Here is a 15,623-nt window from a genome sequence, read left to right as displayed (position 1 = left end):
ACCGACCGCCTCCTGGCCGAGCACGCCATCGAACTCGGCGTCGATATCCGGCGCGGCTGCGAGCTGGTCGGGTTGAGTCGAAACGAGGACGGGGTGACCGTCGAGCTGGCCGACGGCACGCAGCTGCACTCGCGGTATCTCGTCGGTTGCGACGGTGGCCGCAGCACGGTGCGCAAGCTGCTGGGCGTCGAATTCCCCGGTGAGTCAAGCAAAGTCGAGTGGCTACTGGGCGAGATGGAGGTGACCGCGCCACCGGAGACGCTGAACGCCGTGGTGGCCGAGGTTCGCAAGACCTACAAGGGATTCGGCGCCGGGCCCTCCGGGGACGGGGTGTACCGCATCGTCGTGCCCGCCGAGGGCGTGGCCGAGGAGCGGTCGGTCCCGCCGACCCTCGAAGAGTTCAAGAAACAGCTACATGTGTTCGCCGGCACCGACTTCGGCGTGCATTCGCCGCGCTGGCTCTCCCGCTTCGGCGATGCCACCCGCCAAGCCGAGCAATACCGGGTCGGCCGCGTACTGCTCGCAGGCGACGCCGCACACGTCCACCCACCGCTGGGCGGACAAGGCCTCAACCTCGGCATCCAGGACGCCTTCAACCTCGGCTGGAAACTCGCCGCCGAAATCAACGGCTGGGCACCGGCAGGAATACTGGACACCTACGAGTCCGAACGACACCCGGTCGCCGCCGACGTACTGAACAACACCCGCGTGCAGTCCGAGCTGATGTCCACCGAGCCGGGTCCCCGGTCCGTGCGCAGGCTGCTGTCGGAACTGATGGACATGGAGCAGGTCAACCGGTACCTGACAGAAAAGGTCACCGCGATCGGGATCCGCTACGACCTCGGTGAGGGACCCGAACTGCTCGGCCGACGGCTGCGGGACATCGGGTTGAAGCGTGGTCGCCTCTACGACCTGATGCATACCGGCCGTGGACTACTGCTCGACCAGACCGGCTTGCTTTCGGTGGAGGGCTGGGAAGATCGGGTCGACCACGTCATCGACGTGAGCGAGGAGCTGGACGTGCCCGCCGTACTGCTACGGCCGGACGGCTACGTGGCGTGGGTCGGTGAAGACCAGCAGGAGCTGCTCAGCCGGCTGCCCAGGTGGTTCGGCGCTGCCGTGAGCTGAGCCTCGCCGCGACGGCTGTCAATATGATTGGGCTGCTGAGGAATTCGACGCTGCGCCGATGGTCCGGCAGATGGTGTCGGCAACTGCCGCGGGATGGGTGAGCTGCGAGATATACGTTTCGAGAAGAGTCTGCCGAGGCCGTCGTCGATGATCCTGATGTGCTGAGTCGGGTGCCAGGGGAGTACGTCGCTCAGCTGATCAAGGACCGGGCGCGATGGCCGCGGTGATGCGGTGCATCAGTGCGCTCAGGTGGTCGATGAGTTCGGGTGGTTCGTGCACACGGAATCCGAAGCCGAAAAGCCCTACGTAGACAGCCAATTCGTCGAGTGAGTTCGACCCCGTGTGCAGCAGGCAGGAGGTGGCGTCGACAGCCTCGATGACACCGACCGTGGCGGAGATTCGATCGGCGGCCTGTGTTGCCGAGACGTCCAAGGTGATTCGGGCCTGGTAGCGGTAGGGGGCGGTGGACACACCGCGCGAGAGGAAGTCGGCGAGATCGATCGCGGGAGCTGGGCGCGGAGGGAATCGCGGTCCGGTCGGGATGCGTGGCTGCAGGCGGTCGACGCGGTAGGTGCGCCAGTCGGCGCGGTCGAGGTCCCAGCCGATCAGATACCAGCGTCGTCCGGTGTGGACGATCCGATGCGGTTCGGTGGTCCGGCGCGCGGTGCTGCCGTCATGCGTGCGGTAGTCGAATCGCAGCTGATGCCGATCCCGAATCGCACCGGCAATGGCGGTGAGTGTTTCCGGATCGACCGGCGTGGTGCCCGCCGGGATGGTCACCGTCGCAGCCTGCAGCGCGGAGATCCGATGGCGCAGGCGCGAGGGCAGCACCTGTTCGAGTTTGGTGAGCGCGCGCAGCGAACTGTCTTCGATGCCGGCGATCGTGCCACCCGCAGCCGTGCGCAATCCCACGGCGACGGCGACGGCTTCCTCATCGTCGAGCAATAGTGGCGGCAGCACGGCCCCGGCGCCCAGTCGATACCCCGCCGCACCTGCGACCGCGTGCACGGGATAGCCGAGGGTGCGCAGTTTCTCGATATCGCGGCGCACGGTGCGCATATCGACGTCCATGCGTTGGGCGAGTTCCCGCCCGGTCCAATCGCGGGGTGTCTGCAGCAGCGAGAGCAATCGGAGCAGTCGGGCTGAAGTCTCGAGCATGCGACCCATTCTTCCCGAATCCTAGGGCGGTAGGTGTCCTAGGTGCCTTTTAGAGTTGGTGTCATGCGAACCGAGATCAGACCTTTCCGGATCGATATCCCCCAAGAGCAGCTCGACGACTTGAATCGGCGACTGAACGACACCCGCTGGCCCGACGGGGTCACCGATGTCGGCTGGGCACAGGGCATTCCACTCGATTACACCCAGGAACTGGCCGGCTACTGGCAGCACACCTACGACTGGCGAGCCCAGGAGGCCCGACTCAACTCCTTCCCCCAGTTCCGCACCGAGATCGACGGCCACGACCTGCATTTCATCCACGTTCGGTCGGCCGAGCCCGAGGCATTTCCATTGGTTCTCACGCACGGATGGCCCGGATCGATCGTGGAGTTCCTCGAGGTGATCGGGCCACTGACGGACCCGGTCGCGCACGGTGGCAAGGCGGAGGACGCGTTCCACGTCGTTGTGCCGACCATCCCCGGCTACGGGTTCTCCGGCCCCGCCATCGGCTGGTCGACCGCACGGGCCGCGCGCGCGTGGGCGCAGCTGATGGCGCGTCTCGGCTACGACCGCTACGCCGCGCACGGCGAAGACACCGGCGCAGCCATTTCCCGTGAGCTGGCCGTGATCGATGCCGAGCACGTGACCGCGGTCCACGTGACGATGATCGCTTCCGCCACCGTCACCGCAGAAACCGCCGACCCCGGCAATCCCGCCGAACAGCGGGCCCTCGCGGTGGCAAGCCGCGCCCAATACCAGCTCACCGCATACGCGATGCTACAAGCCACCCGCCCGCAAACCCTGTCCTACGCGCTCACCGACTCACCGGTGGGTCAAATGGCTTGGATCGTCGAACGATTCAAGGACTGGACCGACTCCGCCGACGTACCCGAGGATGCCGTCAACCGCGACGCCATGCTGACCAACGTCATGATCTACTGGCTCAACGGCACCGCAGGCTCGTCGGCGCGTTACTACTACGAAGGCGCCGGTACCTGGGGCCAGACCGAACCTGACACCAATGTGCCTGTCGCCGTAGCGGTTCTGCCCCACGACCTCGCCCTCCCCGTCCGCCGCATCGCCGAGCAGAACCACAACATCGTGCGCTGGACCGAGTTCGACCGTGGCGGCCACTTCGCCGCCATGGAGGAACCCGACCTGATCATCGACGACTTGCGCGCCGCATTCCGCGACTACCGCAAATAGGGGTGCCACCGGGATACAGCCGAAACGGGCAGCTGACAGCCGCAGGATTACAGGATTCACCCGGTGACCGCATCGCAGTAGTCGTCGTCAATTCAGCGACGGCTGCACCGATTCGGTGGCCAGTTGCCTTGTCGCCTCGTGATCGTGGGTCGGGATGACGGTGGCGAAATGTTTGGCCAGGTGCAGCCGATGCAGCGTCTTAAAGGTTTCCTCGCGGTCGGTGTCGACGAAATTGCCCGGGAAGCTGGACTTCTGACGGATCTTGTCGATTTGCAGCGTGTGCCAGGCAGCGTCGCCCGCGAGCAGAATCCAGCCGCGCTCGGTATGGGCGAGAACGCCGATGCTGCCGGGTGTGTGGCCCGCCAGGTCGACCAGCACAATGCTGCCGTCGCCGAACAGATCCCGGCTGCGGGTGAAGGTCAGCACCGGCGGACCGTCCAGGTCGTATTCGACCAGCGGCCGATCCAGCAGCGAGTCGCGCACGCCGCCGACGGGTACGAGCGGGCCGGTGCTGATCCATTCGTGCTCGGGGCGATGCATATGGATCGGCAAGCCCGGCATATCCAGCAGTCCGCAGACGTGATCCCAGTGCGCGTGCGTGGGCAGCGCGAAATCCGGTGCCGGCAGCCCGGGTTCGAGGCCCAGCGCGGTAATGGTCGCGAGGGTCTCGGCGGGCGGGCGGACCACACCGCGCAGCGCGGACGGTAGTTGTGCGATCGCGCGGTCTTCCGCATCGAGGCAGACGCTCGGATCGACGATGAACGTCGCCTCCGGGTGCTGCACGATGAACGAGGTCAGCGAGTTGGTGATGCGCCGGGGCGCAAATGTGCCCTCCACGACCATGGCGGTCGGCACCACACGCGGGGCCTGCGCCAGCGCGATCACCCGCACCGTGCGGTGGGGAGTGGGCAGACCCGCATCGGTGATGGACCGCAGGAATCGCTCATCTACCGGTCGCGGCCGTACCGCGCCCCGCAGGAGGCCGGTTACCGCCGCGCAGCATTCGAAGAAACTCGGGCTGTGTACTGGATCGGACATGTTCTCGCTCTCCGTTCACCTCGCCCGGCGGACTGGTGCGGCGCCGGGATTGATGGAAGGCTAAAACTTAAGGTCGACATGAAGTAAAGAGGCAATCGTGAGCACCATGCAGGAGATGAAGATCGGGGATGCCGCGGCCGCCCTCGGCATCGAGGCGCACGTGCTGCGGCACTGGGAATCCGTCGGACTGCTGCAACCGTCGCGCAGTCCCTCAGGGCATCGCAGCTATGACGAAAATGATCTCGATGTGGCCCGATTGATTCTCAAGCTGCAGCGAACCGGGTTGTCGCTGGGCCAGATTCGGCAGCTCGGGCTCGGTGAATACGACGGCCGGCTGGCCTTGATCGCAGACAAGCGCTCCGAGATCCAGGAGCAGATCGTCCTGCTGCGGGCGACGGATCGCTTCCTGGAACACCTCACCGAGTGCCGTCATCGGGTCGTCGCCGAATGTGCCGAATGCTCGGACTTCACTCGCGCGAATCGCAAGCGCCGGCAGTTGCGCTGATTCAGCGAGTCAGAGCGTGGTGACCTGGACGGGTGCGCCGTGCGCCGGCACGTGGGTGATATTGCGGATGCGGGCGCGCTCATCCGTGGTCCCGGCAGGCAGCGACAGCCGGTAGTGGGTCAGCAGTTCGCGCAGTACCGCGGTGCCCTCCATGAGTGAGAACCCCGCGCCGATGCAGCGGCGCACGCCGCCACCGAACGGCAGCCAGGTATTCGCGGCCACCGAACCGTCGAGGAAGCGCTCGGGCCGGAAGGCCGTGGCATCCGGGAAGCTGTCGGTCCGCCTGTGCGCCAGCAGGATCGACGTCGAGACGACGGTACCGCGCGGCAGGTCCAGACCGCCGATCGTCATATCGCGAGTGAGCTTGCGCCCGGTAGCGGCGATCACGGTGCGCAGTCGCATGGATTCCTTGAGCACCGCCTCCAGATATTTGTCGTCGCCCTCATGTGCGGCAGCCCGCGCAGTGTCCTGAATATCCGGATGCGCGGCGAGTTCGTGGCAGGCCCAGGACAGCGCCGAGGCCGTGGTCTCGTGTCCCGCGAGCAACAGCGTGATGAGCTGGTCGCGTAATTCCGCATCGGACAGGGCCGTGTCAGAAGGATTCTCACCGGACCCGTAGGCGAGCAATCGGGAAAGCACATCGGCGCGCTGGTCGAGATCGGGATGGGCGCGGCGCTGAGCGATCTCGTTGTAGAGCAGCTCATTCATTGCGCTCTGGTTGGCACGAAACCTCTTCCACGGCCCGAAGCCCTGCAGCCGCGGATACTTCCAGCCGAAGAAGATGATCGGGTTCACGTTCACAATGCGCCGCAGCTGCGGCGCCAACTGCGCACGACGGTGTTCATCGGTCATACCGAACACCACCTGCATGATGACATCGAGTGTCAGCTCGTTCATGCGGTCGAGCGTGTGCACGGTCGACCCGCTGGTCCAACGGTCGAGATGCGTTTTCGCGATGGTTTCGACCAGCGTCCGGTACCCGCGCAGTGACGATCCGGCGAAGGCGGGCATGAGCAGTCGCCGGGCCCGCGCATGCTCGGCCTCATCGGTGAGCAGTACCGAATGCTCGCCCATAATGTGCACGAGCAGCCGATTGCCTTCCCCCGCATGCAGATCGGCCGGGTCGGCGGCGAAGATCTCCCGAATGTGTTCGGGCCGCGAGAACACCACCAGATTCTCGGCATACGGTGCGACCAGGTGCAGCGTGAACACATCGCCGTAGCGTCGCGCGGCCCGACTGAGCAGCAGGCCCCGCCACTTCGCATACAGCGTCGTCTGGACGATTACCGGCAATCGAGGGCCTGGGGGATATGCGGTGGTCACGACGATCCCTTCGCGCGAGCCGCATCGGTGCGGCAGTCTCCCCCCAGCGTAGAACGCCCGCCCCCTACCTGTCGGAGTCCCGGAAGAGTCCCGGCTGCGGCGACTTCAACGGCAGCGGTTGGAGGGTGTCCGAATGCCCACCCGTCACCGAGCAGAATGTGAATACACCTTCCGGATCGAACAGTTCGCGCATGTGTGGGTCAGCGTGATCGAGGAACCAGACACTCAGGCCGGTTTTACCGTCGGACCGGAAGTGCTCCCACCTTCGCCACAGCGCATCGAGTCGAGCGACGGCTTCGGAATGGTTCCACCACTCCGGGCACCAGGCCCGGCGAGGGTTATCAGTCACCTTGCGCCTGTAGACCAGACTCAGATAGTTCTCAACAAATTCGACCACTGACCCGTAAACCGCCGGTTGGGACACCCCGCTACTCATCTCTCCATTTAACAGGCAGGCTCCGACATGAGGAATGAATGTCACTGTGACGCAACGCGCTTCGGTGGCAGGTCGGCGCCGATCTAGGACCTGCACTGGCCTAGTTCGCTTCTATCGTTGGGTCATGACCACTTTCGAGCCCTTCCGCATCGATATCCCGGCCGCCGCGATCGACGATCTGAATGCCCGCCTCACCGCCACCCGCTGGCCCGCGGAACTGCCGGGAGTGGGCTGGAGCTACGGCATCCCGACGAGTTATGTGCGGGAGCTCGCCGACTACTGGCGCACCGAATACGACTGGCGGGCACACGAGGCGGCGTGGAATCAGCATCCGCAGTTCGTCACCGAGATCGAGGGGCAGCGCATTCACTTCCTGCATGTTCGCTCGCCCGAGCCGAATGCGCTGCCGCTGGTCCTGGTGCACGGGTGGCCGTTTCAGGATTTCAGCGAGGTGATCGGCCCGCTGACCGATCCCCGCGCGCACGGTGGGGTGCCGGAAGATGCCTTCCACCTGGTGATTCCGACCCTGCCCGGCTTCGGCTTCTCCGGGCCGACCCACCAGCCCGGCGAGGCGGCGACCGAGCACAGCGCCGAGCTGATTGCGAAGCTCATGGCGGGTCTGGGCTACGACCGCTACGGCGCGCAGGGCGGAGACGCCGGTTCTTTCATCGTTCCGCAGCTGGGCCGGATCGATACCGCGCATGTGGCGGGCGTGCATCTCAACGACCCCATCACCATCCCGGCCTGGGGTGATGACGGATCCGGCTACAGCGCAAGCGATCAGGAGAAGCTCGCGTCCATGGCGGATTGGAGCAGCAAGGAGACGTCCGGCTATGCGGGCATGCAGGCCACCCGCCCGCAAACCCTTGCCCCCGCTGTCGCCGATTCTCCGGCGGGCTTGCTCGCCTGGGCACTGGACGTGGTCCAGACCTTCAGCGATCCATCCAAGTCCACGCCCGATGCGGCGATCGACCGCGACATGCTGCTGACGAATATCTCCGTCCTGTGGTTCACGAACACCATCGGATCCTCCATGTACCTGTACAAGGAATCGAAGCAGTGGGGCGCCGAGGTCCCGAATTCCGGCGTGCCGACCGGTGTCGCAGTCTTCCCCGGCAACAACACCATTCGCGGGCTCGCCGAGAAGCAGAACACCGTCGTGCACTGGTCCGAATTCGACCGCGGCGGCCACTTCGCCGCCATGGAAACCCCGGACCTGCTCACCACCGATGTCCGCGATTTCTTCCGCAAACTCCGCTGATCGTTGTGTGGGCAGGGCGGCCGCCGGCGTTCGCCGCCCTGCCCACACGCGTACATCCGGATCTGAGAGTCTGTGGCAATGGCTATCGTTCATCGCACGACCATGGTCCCCGGCAAATTGGAGCTGTTGGCGGCGTGGCTGCCGACTCGCGCCTGGTACACGGGCGGTGCGCAGCCGCAGCTCGCCAAGGCCGGCGGGTTCCGGCTCGATGACCCGGCCGGTGCGGTTGGTATCGAAGTCATGGTCGTGAGCGACAGTTCGGGTGCGCGGCCGGTGACCTATCTGGTCCCGATGACCTACCGCGGCGAACCGCTGCCCGATGCGGCCGACGCTTTGATCGGCACCTCCGAGCACGGTGTGCTCGGCACCCGCTGGCTCTACGACGCCACCCACGATCCGGTCTTCGTCGAGCAGGTCGTCCGGCTGCTGGCCGCCCAGGCCCAGCCGCAAGCCCAGAGCGAGAGCGATACCCCCGACCCCACCGTCACGGTCCGGGCTGCCGAAATCCCGTTCCCGGCAGCGGGATTCAGCGGCAGCTCGGTGCTGGACGCGGCACGCTGGACCGATATCGCCCCGGCCGGAACCGAGGTGCCGGTGCTTCGGCTCCATCGAATTCTCGGCGACGAGCTGCCCGCCGACCTCTACGCATGGGTCGAAGCACCGTGGTCGTCCCCGGACGGTGAGATCAGCCGCGGGGTGTTCGTATCGACTCAGGCCGGATAGCCGCGCCGTCGCTGATGTGCAGGACCGCATCGGAGCCGTCGAGGGTCGCCGCGTCGAGCGGGAAATAGCCCTGCTGCGGGGTGGTGTCGGTCCGGCTTCGGGCGGCGGCGATCGCACTGCTCGCAGTCAGGCCCCAGGTGCTGATGCGATTGTCCAGAAAGGCTTCCGAGGTATCGGGTTCCGGTTCTCGAAGCCCGCAGACATCGCTTCGGCCCAGGCTGCCCGCGATGAACGAGTACTGCTCGCCCAGTAGCGACCCTGCGATCGAGCCGGCGCCGGTCCAGGTGATATCGCCGGCCGCCCGGCTGAAGTGGCTCGGATTCCGCTGCAGGTGCGTATTGTTCGCGAAGACCAGCGTCGGGCCGCGCCGGGATTCGATGCGCCGGATGGCGAGCAGGTTCTGCGCCATGATCACGTCCCGGGCGCCGAGTAGCAGGGAAATTCGCTCACTCTGCTCGTGGCGCTGTGCGGCGACCTTGTGATAACGCAGCAATCCGATACCGGCAGTGAGATGCGTTTCCGCCCTGTGCCATTCGGTACGTGAGGTTGCCTCGATTCGCTGTGGGGCGCACTCGTACAGTGCGTCGAACAGGTCGTCGGCAATCGATCGCAATCGCCCGGCGGCTTTCGATTCGCCCATCGACATCTCCGGGTCCAGGATCGCCTCCTGGCGGCTCCATTGCTCATCGTGGCCCGCGACGCTCGCGATATCGATGTCGAGTCCCACGTAGTCGCGGGCGTATTCGAGATAGCGGCGCGGGCTGGGCGCGCTGGTGTTCTCCGTTTGCGCATCGATGCCGTAGAAGGTTAAATGTGCTGCGGGAGTGTGATTCCGGTTGTACTGGCGCATCCAGGCAATCAGTTGCCTATTCGTATCGAGTGCGCCGAAGTCGTGTGAAAACCCTTCGCGCATCACGGTATCGAGATCGCCGATGCCGTTCTGGACGAAGTCGTTCACGGCCAGGGCCGCTACCCGATCGGTCTCCAGGCCGATGGATCGAAACCCGAGCTCGACCAGCTGAACGAACAGTTCGTTGCGGACCCAGCCGAAGGCCGGTTCCTGATGTGTCGGTTCACCGAGCGCCAATAGCTCGGATGATGCGGTGACGAAGTCTCCAATTTGCTGACTCATGAGCCTAAATCATATCGTTGAAAGAACGGTTGATACTTTGGTCGACTGTTCCACCTTTTGATGCCTGTAAAGTCTCAAATCGATGATCACCCTGCGACCAGCCGACCTCGCCAGAGAGCATGACATCTCGACCCAAGCTGTCCGCAACTACGAGCAGGACGGCTTCATCCCTCCCGCCGCTCGCACCCCCACCGGCTACCGGATCTATACCGAGGCACATGCCGCAGCCCTCCGGACGTACCTCGCGCTCATCCCGGCCTACGGCCACTCGTCCGCCGGCCAAATCATGACCGCACTCCACAACAACCAGCTCGATGTCGCCCTGACTGTCATCGACCACGGCCACAATCAGTTGCTCCGAGACCGGGAAACCCTCACCTCGGTCCGCAGAGCAATCGATCACCTGACGACGGAGTCCGACGCGGCCTCGGAACGCCCGGCAGACACCGGTGCCCGAACCATCGGCGAACTCGCCCACCGACTCCGAGTCACCCCGGCAACCGTGCGCACCTGGGAGAGTGCCGGAATTCTCACTCCCGCAAGAGATCCAGTCACCGGTTACCGCATCTTCGATGCGACCGACCTCCGCGACGCCGAACTCACCCACCTACTCCGCCGCGGCGGCTACCTCCTGGACCACATATCCACCGTGGTCCAACAGATCCGAACCGCCGGCGGCACCGACGCACTCTCCGCTTCGATGACCGACTGGCAACAAAAGCTGACAACCCGCGGCCTAGCCATGCTCACCGCATCCACCCACCTCAGCAACTACCTGAACGTGCTCAATCATGCTGAGTCACAGCAAGATCGCGGACGAACGTCATAGTGAAGGCGCAGACAACTAGAGCACGTTATCGTTTTGTCGGCGCGACGAAGTACTGAGGAGAGTCATGGCGGGCGAACTGGCGGCGGTGACAATCGAGTTGGGTACCGGCGTGGCTGGGATGGGATAACCGGGGGTTCCTGGTGGGCGGCGGACATAGCGAAGATCGCGGACAGGCTTGTTTGAAACGTGTTAATTTCACTGTGCCGGTTCGGTGTGCTGGATCGCGCGGAGAGTTCGCAGCGTGCGGACCTCCTGCAGTGGAAGGGATCTCATGACAACTTGGGTGCGCTATGCCCGGCTCGGTGCGACAACCATCGCGGGAGTGGGCGCAGTCCTGCTGGCGGCGGCTCCGAACGCGGCGGCTTACGGTGAGGGCAATGTGGCGATCGAGGGGTCGAATCCGCAGGTTGGGTGCAGTTATCAGGTGACCAGTGGCGACCTGGTCGGAGGCGGCAGCAGCTCGTCGAACGGGGTCAAGGTCACCTTTGCCGACAATGGAACCACGATCGAAACCGGCACCGTGGGCACCAGCATCGTGGGGAATCCCGCGCGGGTGTCATGGACGCCCAATACCGCGGGCCAGCACGTTCTCACCGCGACGGGAACACTCGGTGCCGGATTCCCCACGATCACCCTGACCCCGCTGACCGTCCAGGTCCGCGCGTCCACATCGACCGGCAGCTCCGGCTGCCCGCTTCCGAGCATCTCCGGATAGCAGTGGTGTGGACTACTTGGACATCGACGACGGCCCCCACCTGATTGGCGAGGGCCGCGTAGTCGAATTGCCCGAGCCGGGAAGTCCGTTCACCACCACCAGAAGTGTGCCCACTGATCGATGATGGCCTACTCGACCCGAGCATCTGCGGGGTAAGCGGGTGACTCGGCTCGAAGTGAGTGGCTCGGATCGACCGGTATGGTCGGTTTGATGGAGTGGAGTTTTCGGTCGGTTGAAGAGCTTGTGGCGGCATTGCGTGCGGGGGAGGTGTCCTCGGTGGAATTGACCGAGGAGGCTATTGCTCGTATCGAGCGGGACGACAAGGCAATCAACGCGGTTTGTGTGCGAGATTTCGATCGGGCGCGGGTTGCCGCGCGCGAGGCCGACGAGGCGCGCGGGCGGGGCGAGGATCGGCCGCTGCTCGGGATTCCGGTGACGGTCAAAGAGTCTTACAACGTTGCTGGGCTGCCCACGACGTGGGGTATTCCGGAGCAGCGGGACTTTGTGCCGCAGGAGGACGCGGTACAGGTCGCGCGGTTGAGGGCTGCCGGCGCGGTGGTACTCGGCAAGACCAATGTGCCGATCATGCTGGGAGATCTGCAGAGCTTCAACGACATCTACGGGACCACCAATAATCCGTGGGATCTCGAGCGGACGCCGGGCGGATCTTCCGGCGGATCCGCGGCGGCGCTGGCATCCGGATTCGGGGCGCTGTCGATCGGGTCCGATATCGGCGGTTCGCTGCGCACCCCTGCGCATTTCTGCGGTGTTTACGCACACAAGCCAACCTTCGGGCTGGTGGCGACTCGCGGTCATATTCCGCCGCCCACTCCGGCGCTGCCGTCCGACCGCGAACTCGCGGTCGTCGGACCGATGGCACGCACAGCCCGCGACCTCGCCCTGCTGTTGGACGTGATGGCCGGACCGGATCCGCTGACGCTCGGTGTCGCGTACGACCTGGCGCTGCCGGCCGCGCGCCACGAGCGGCTCGGCGATTTCCGCGTGCTGGTTCTGGAGGAGCACCCGCTCATTCCGACCGGTTCCGCAGTGCGGGCTGCCGTGAACCGAGTCGCCGACGCGCTCGTCGCCGAGGGCGCCCACGTCGAACGGCATAGCCCGCTGCTGCCCGACCTGGCCGAAGCCGCAACGCTTTACACGGAATTGCTGCTTGCGAACCTCGCCGCCGCTTTTCCCGCCGAGAGGTACGAATTGCTGCGGACCTTCGCCGCCGGGGTGCAGCCGGACGACCGGAGTCTCGACGCGGCGCGCGTGCGTGGCGCTGCGTTCAGCTATCGCGATTGGATCGACGCGAGCAACCGCCGCGAGCTCCACCGCCACGCTTGGCGGCAGCTGTTCGCCGAGTTCGATGTGGTGGTGACTCCGATTACGCCGACGCCCGCGTTCCCGCACGACCACGACCCCAACTTCGTGGAACGGCGGATCGACATCGACGGCGTCGCATACCCGTTCGGCGATCAGCTCGTCTGGGCCGGTCTGGCAACCATGCCCGGACTCCCTGCCACCGCCATCCCCGCGGGCCGCTCACCCGAGGGCCTGCCGGTAGGCGTGCAGCTCATCGGTCCGATGTTCGAGGACCGCACTCCGCTGCGGCTGGCCGAACTGCTCGAACAGCGGATCGGCGGCTTCGAGGCGCCGGAATAGGCCGAATTACGGTGCCAGTCTGAGGGTTTCACCCGTTCGAGCCAAGTAGGCGTCGACCGAATGCTGATCGGAGTCGACGGTGGGCATCATCTTGTGTACCGCCGACTCCCACTGCAGCTGCTGCTCGGGGAAGCACCGATTCAGCAGGTCGATCATGATGGCCGGTGCCGTCGACGCACCGGGGGAGGCGCCCAGCAGGCCCGCGATCGTCCCGTCCGCACCGGTCACCAGTTCGGTGCCGAAGGTCAGTACACCGATCTTGTGCGGATCGGGTTTGACCAGCTGCGCCCGCTGACCGGCCTGCACCGGATACCAGTCCGCAGGATCAGCCGCAGGGTAGAAGCGTTGCAGCTGTGCGAATTTCCGTCGCCGCGTGGACAATAATTGCCCGATCAGATAGCCGACGAGCGCCAGATTCTGAACTCCGACCGCGAGCAGTACGCCGACATTGCGCAGGCGCAAGGTCGTGAACAGATCGACCAGGCGGCCGTGTTTGAGCAGCCGCGTGCTGAATGTCGCGTAGGGCCCGAACAAGAGCGATTCGCGCCCGTCGACCAACCGCTTGTCGAGATGCGGTACCGACATGGGCGGAGCACCGAGCGCGGCTTGGCTGTAGACCTTTGCATCGTGCTGATCGACGATTTCGGGGTTGTCGGTGCGCGGGAACTGAGCGCCGAAGGGGAACACCGCATAACCCTGAACCTCGGGAATCCGCGCCTTCTGTAGCAGCTCGAGTGCGTACCCGCCCGCCCCGACGAACACGAACCGCGCGCGGACAGTGAAGCGCTGCTTGGTATTCCGATCCCGGCCGCGCACGGTCCAGAGCCCGTCGGGTGCCTCCTGGTGTGTGGTCCTGAGGACATCGTCACGCCGCGACATCTCATCCGTCCAATGTCGATTTCAAGCGCATATCATCCGAATATGGATGGATACCTGTCGGCCGAGGTGGAGGCGCTCGCGCCGCTGCTGGCTGCCTTCGATGCGGCCGCCGGCGAGGGGCACATCACACGCGCCGCAGAGGTTCTGGGCATACCGCAGTCGTCGCTGAGTCGTCGATTGCAGACCGTCGAGAAGACCCTCGGTGTGCAGCTATTCCAACCGGCAGGCCGAGGTGTCACCCTCACCCCGGCGGGGCGCGAGCTGTTCGAGCGCACCCAGAACCTGGTTCGTGCGCTCGACGATGCGGTGAGTGTGGTGCGCAGCAATGCCGACCCGGAGAGCGGCCTGGTGCGCTTCGGTTTCCCACTCACATTGGGCCCGGTCAGCATCCCGTCACTGCTCGCCGACTTCCACAGCAGTGCACCGCGAATCCGTTTGCACCTGGTGCAAGCTCACGGTGAAGCACTCGCCGCCCAGGTCCGGGAGGGGCGGCTCGACCTTGCGGTCATGATCCCCGCGCCGACCGATCTACCGGCAACAGTGCTGGGCCATCAGCGCATTCACCTCTATGTCGCCCGCACGCACCGGCTCGCCGATCGGGACGCTGTCGACCTCGAGGACCTGGTCGGCGAATCCTTCATCGCCAACCCGCCGACCTACCATCTGCGCCACCTCCTCGACTCCTGGTGCGCGGAGGCCGGATTCATTCCGCAGGTGCCGTTCGAGATCACCGAATTCGAAACCCTGCGAGCCTTCGTCGCACACGGCCTCGGCATCGCCCTCCTGCCCGAGCCCGAAACCCCGCACCCCGACCTGCATCGCATCGCGCTCGCCGGTCCCCGCGATCGCAGCATCGGCCTGGTCTCCGGCAACCATCGGCCGACCCCCGCCGTCGCCCGCCTGCACAACTACCTCGCCACGCACGCCATGGTGTACATCGACAATGCGGCGTCTTAGCTGACCCGCCCGGCATGCCGTGCAGACGTGCGGGATCCGCAGTCCTCCGATTATCTGGACTATTCGGTCATATCATTGTTCTATGCCCACCAATCGGATCGAGGGGCGTACCGCGGTGTTTGCCGACTGGGCGTGGCAGGCACTGCTGGTCGTGGGCGGATGTTCGGTTCTGGTGGGAGTCACGCTGGCGGTCTGGCCGAACAAGTCCGAGGTGGTCGAGGGCATCCTGTGCGGACTGGTCCTGCTGGCCACCGCCGGCGTGCAGTTCGTCGTGGCATTCGGTGCAAATATCGCGACCCCCCTGAAGGTGCTGGAATTCTTCAGCGGGCTGACGGCGCTGCTGCTGGCCCTGTGGTGCATCAACAGCGGTCAGTGGGTGCTGTTGCTGGCCTTGTGGATCGGTATGGGCTGGATGGTCCGCGGGGTTGTGCAGGCAATTGTCGCGGCCTGGTCGGACGAGTTCACCGGTTCGGGCTGGCAAGAGGTATTCGGGCTGTGCACGACGGTGGTAGGCGCCGTGGTCGCGGTCGGGCCGTTCCAGTCGACGGTTTCGCTCTCGGTGGCGGTCGGGTTGTTCACGGTCGTTCTCGGCATCACCGAGATGTCCACCGCCGCGCGCGTGGAACGCACCGGCATGGCCCAGACTGCCTGACCGCGATCGGATTCCGCCG

At 65.3% G+C, this 15,623-nt stretch carries 16 protein-coding genes; 10 read left to right on the top strand and 6 right to left on the bottom strand.

The annotated features are described in order from the left end of the window. Positions 1 to 1,128: FAD-dependent monooxygenase (locus JWN03_RS20310; protein WP_297617195.1), on the top strand; the 1,128-nt coding region annotated here is incomplete at its 5' end. 198 nt (positions 1,129 to 1,326) lie between these two features. Here JWN03_RS20310 and JWN03_RS20305 read toward each other — a convergent pair. After that, a complete protein-coding gene (locus JWN03_RS20305; RefSeq protein WP_297617194.1) occupies positions 1,327 to 2,286 on the bottom strand; it encodes a helix-turn-helix transcriptional regulator in 960 nt (319 codons plus the stop codon). Positions 2,287 to 2,349: 63 nt separating this feature from the next. On the opposite strand from JWN03_RS20305, the gene JWN03_RS20300 reads away from it, so the two are divergent. Further along, a complete protein-coding gene (locus tag JWN03_RS20300) occupies positions 2,350 to 3,492 on the top strand; it encodes an epoxide hydrolase family protein (protein ID WP_297617192.1) in 1,143 nt (380 codons plus the stop codon). Positions 3,493 to 3,579: 87 nt separating this feature from the next. On the opposite strand, the gene JWN03_RS20295 is transcribed toward JWN03_RS20300, so the two are convergent. Next, entirely contained in the window at positions 3,580 to 4,530 is a 951-nt protein-coding gene (locus JWN03_RS20295; RefSeq protein ID WP_297617190.1) for an MBL fold metallo-hydrolase, read from the bottom strand. Positions 4,531 to 4,636: 106 nt separating this feature from the next. Here JWN03_RS20295 and JWN03_RS20290 point away from each other — a divergent pair, with 106 nt between their 5' ends. Next, positions 4,637 to 5,035 (top strand): MerR family transcriptional regulator, encoded by a 399-nt coding sequence (locus JWN03_RS20290; RefSeq protein ID WP_297617201.1) that lies wholly within the window; start codon positions 4,637 to 4,639, stop codon positions 5,033 to 5,035. Positions 5,036 to 5,044: 9 nt separating this feature from the next. On the opposite strand, the gene JWN03_RS20285 is transcribed toward JWN03_RS20290, so the two are convergent. Beyond that, on the bottom strand, positions 5,045 to 6,358 hold the full coding sequence (locus JWN03_RS20285; RefSeq protein WP_297617189.1) for a cytochrome P450: 1,314 nt from the start codon (positions 6,356 to 6,358) through the stop codon (positions 5,045 to 5,047). A gap of 64 nt (positions 6,359 to 6,422) precedes the next feature. Then, positions 6,423 to 6,794, bottom strand: coding sequence for a DUF4913 domain-containing protein (locus JWN03_RS20280; protein WP_297617200.1), 372 nt, complete (start codon positions 6,792 to 6,794; stop codon positions 6,423 to 6,425). A 124-nt stretch (positions 6,795 to 6,918) separates the two neighbouring features. Here JWN03_RS20280 and JWN03_RS20275 point away from each other — a divergent pair, with 124 nt between their 5' ends. Together JWN03_RS20275 and JWN03_RS20270 are read left to right on the top strand one after the other, a co-directional pair. Then, positions 6,919 to 8,055 (top strand): epoxide hydrolase family protein, encoded by a 1,137-nt coding sequence (locus JWN03_RS20275; RefSeq protein WP_297617187.1) that lies wholly within the window; start codon positions 6,919 to 6,921, stop codon positions 8,053 to 8,055. A gap of 78 nt (positions 8,056 to 8,133) precedes the next feature. Beyond that, the gene (locus JWN03_RS20270; RefSeq protein WP_297617185.1) at positions 8,134 to 8,778 is read left to right on the top strand and encodes a maltokinase N-terminal cap-like domain-containing protein; all 645 of its coding nucleotides are present in this window, start codon (positions 8,134 to 8,136) and stop codon (positions 8,776 to 8,778) included. On the opposite strand, the gene JWN03_RS20265 is transcribed toward JWN03_RS20270, so the two are convergent. After that, the gene (locus JWN03_RS20265) at positions 8,741 to 9,910 is read right to left on the bottom strand and encodes an erythromycin esterase family protein (protein ID WP_297617182.1); all 1,170 of its coding nucleotides are present in this window, start codon (positions 9,908 to 9,910) and stop codon (positions 8,741 to 8,743) included. The two genes, JWN03_RS20270 and JWN03_RS20265, sit on opposite strands and share 38 nt — an antisense overlap. Positions 9,911 to 9,992: 82 nt before the next feature. Here JWN03_RS20265 and JWN03_RS20260 point away from each other — a divergent pair, with 82 nt between their 5' ends. From JWN03_RS20260 to JWN03_RS20250, 3 genes are all read left to right on the top strand, one after another. Beyond that, positions 9,993 to 10,739: a TioE family transcriptional regulator gene (locus JWN03_RS20260; RefSeq protein ID WP_297617179.1), complete on the top strand. Its 747-nt coding sequence runs from the start codon at positions 9,993 to 9,995 to the stop codon at positions 10,737 to 10,739. A gap of 271 nt (positions 10,740 to 11,010) precedes the next feature. Beyond that, positions 11,011 to 11,454, top strand: coding sequence for a hypothetical protein (locus tag JWN03_RS20255; RefSeq protein WP_297617176.1), 444 nt, complete (start codon positions 11,011 to 11,013; stop codon positions 11,452 to 11,454). A 210-nt stretch (positions 11,455 to 11,664) separates the two neighbouring features. After that, positions 11,665 to 13,116: an amidase gene (locus JWN03_RS20250; RefSeq protein WP_297617173.1), complete on the top strand. Its 1,452-nt coding sequence runs from the start codon at positions 11,665 to 11,667 to the stop codon at positions 13,114 to 13,116. Between the two features lie 6 nt (positions 13,117 to 13,122). Here the strand turns inward: JWN03_RS20250 and JWN03_RS20245 are convergent, their stop codons facing one another. Then, positions 13,123 to 13,995, bottom strand: coding sequence for a malate:quinone oxidoreductase (locus tag JWN03_RS20245; RefSeq protein WP_441343030.1), 873 nt, complete (start codon positions 13,993 to 13,995; stop codon positions 13,123 to 13,125). A 42-nt stretch (positions 13,996 to 14,037) separates the two neighbouring features. Between JWN03_RS20245 and JWN03_RS20240 the strand changes: the two genes are divergently transcribed. Together JWN03_RS20240 and JWN03_RS20235 are read left to right on the top strand one after the other, a co-directional pair. Beyond that, positions 14,038 to 14,952: a LysR family transcriptional regulator gene (locus JWN03_RS20240; RefSeq protein WP_297617171.1), complete on the top strand. Its 915-nt coding sequence runs from the start codon at positions 14,038 to 14,040 to the stop codon at positions 14,950 to 14,952. 82 nt (positions 14,953 to 15,034) lie between these two features. After that, on the top strand, positions 15,035 to 15,604 hold the full coding sequence (locus JWN03_RS20235; RefSeq protein WP_297617168.1) for a DUF308 domain-containing protein: 570 nt from the start codon (positions 15,035 to 15,037) through the stop codon (positions 15,602 to 15,604). Positions 15,605 to 15,623 lie beyond the last annotated feature (19 nt).

It is taken from the genome of Nocardia sp. (assembly GCF_025465275.1).
Lineage (GTDB): Bacteria > Actinomycetota > Actinomycetes > Mycobacteriales > Mycobacteriaceae > Nocardia.
The sequence above is the reverse complement of the archived record's forward strand: the minus strand, read 5'-3'. Positions and strand labels throughout refer to the sequence as shown.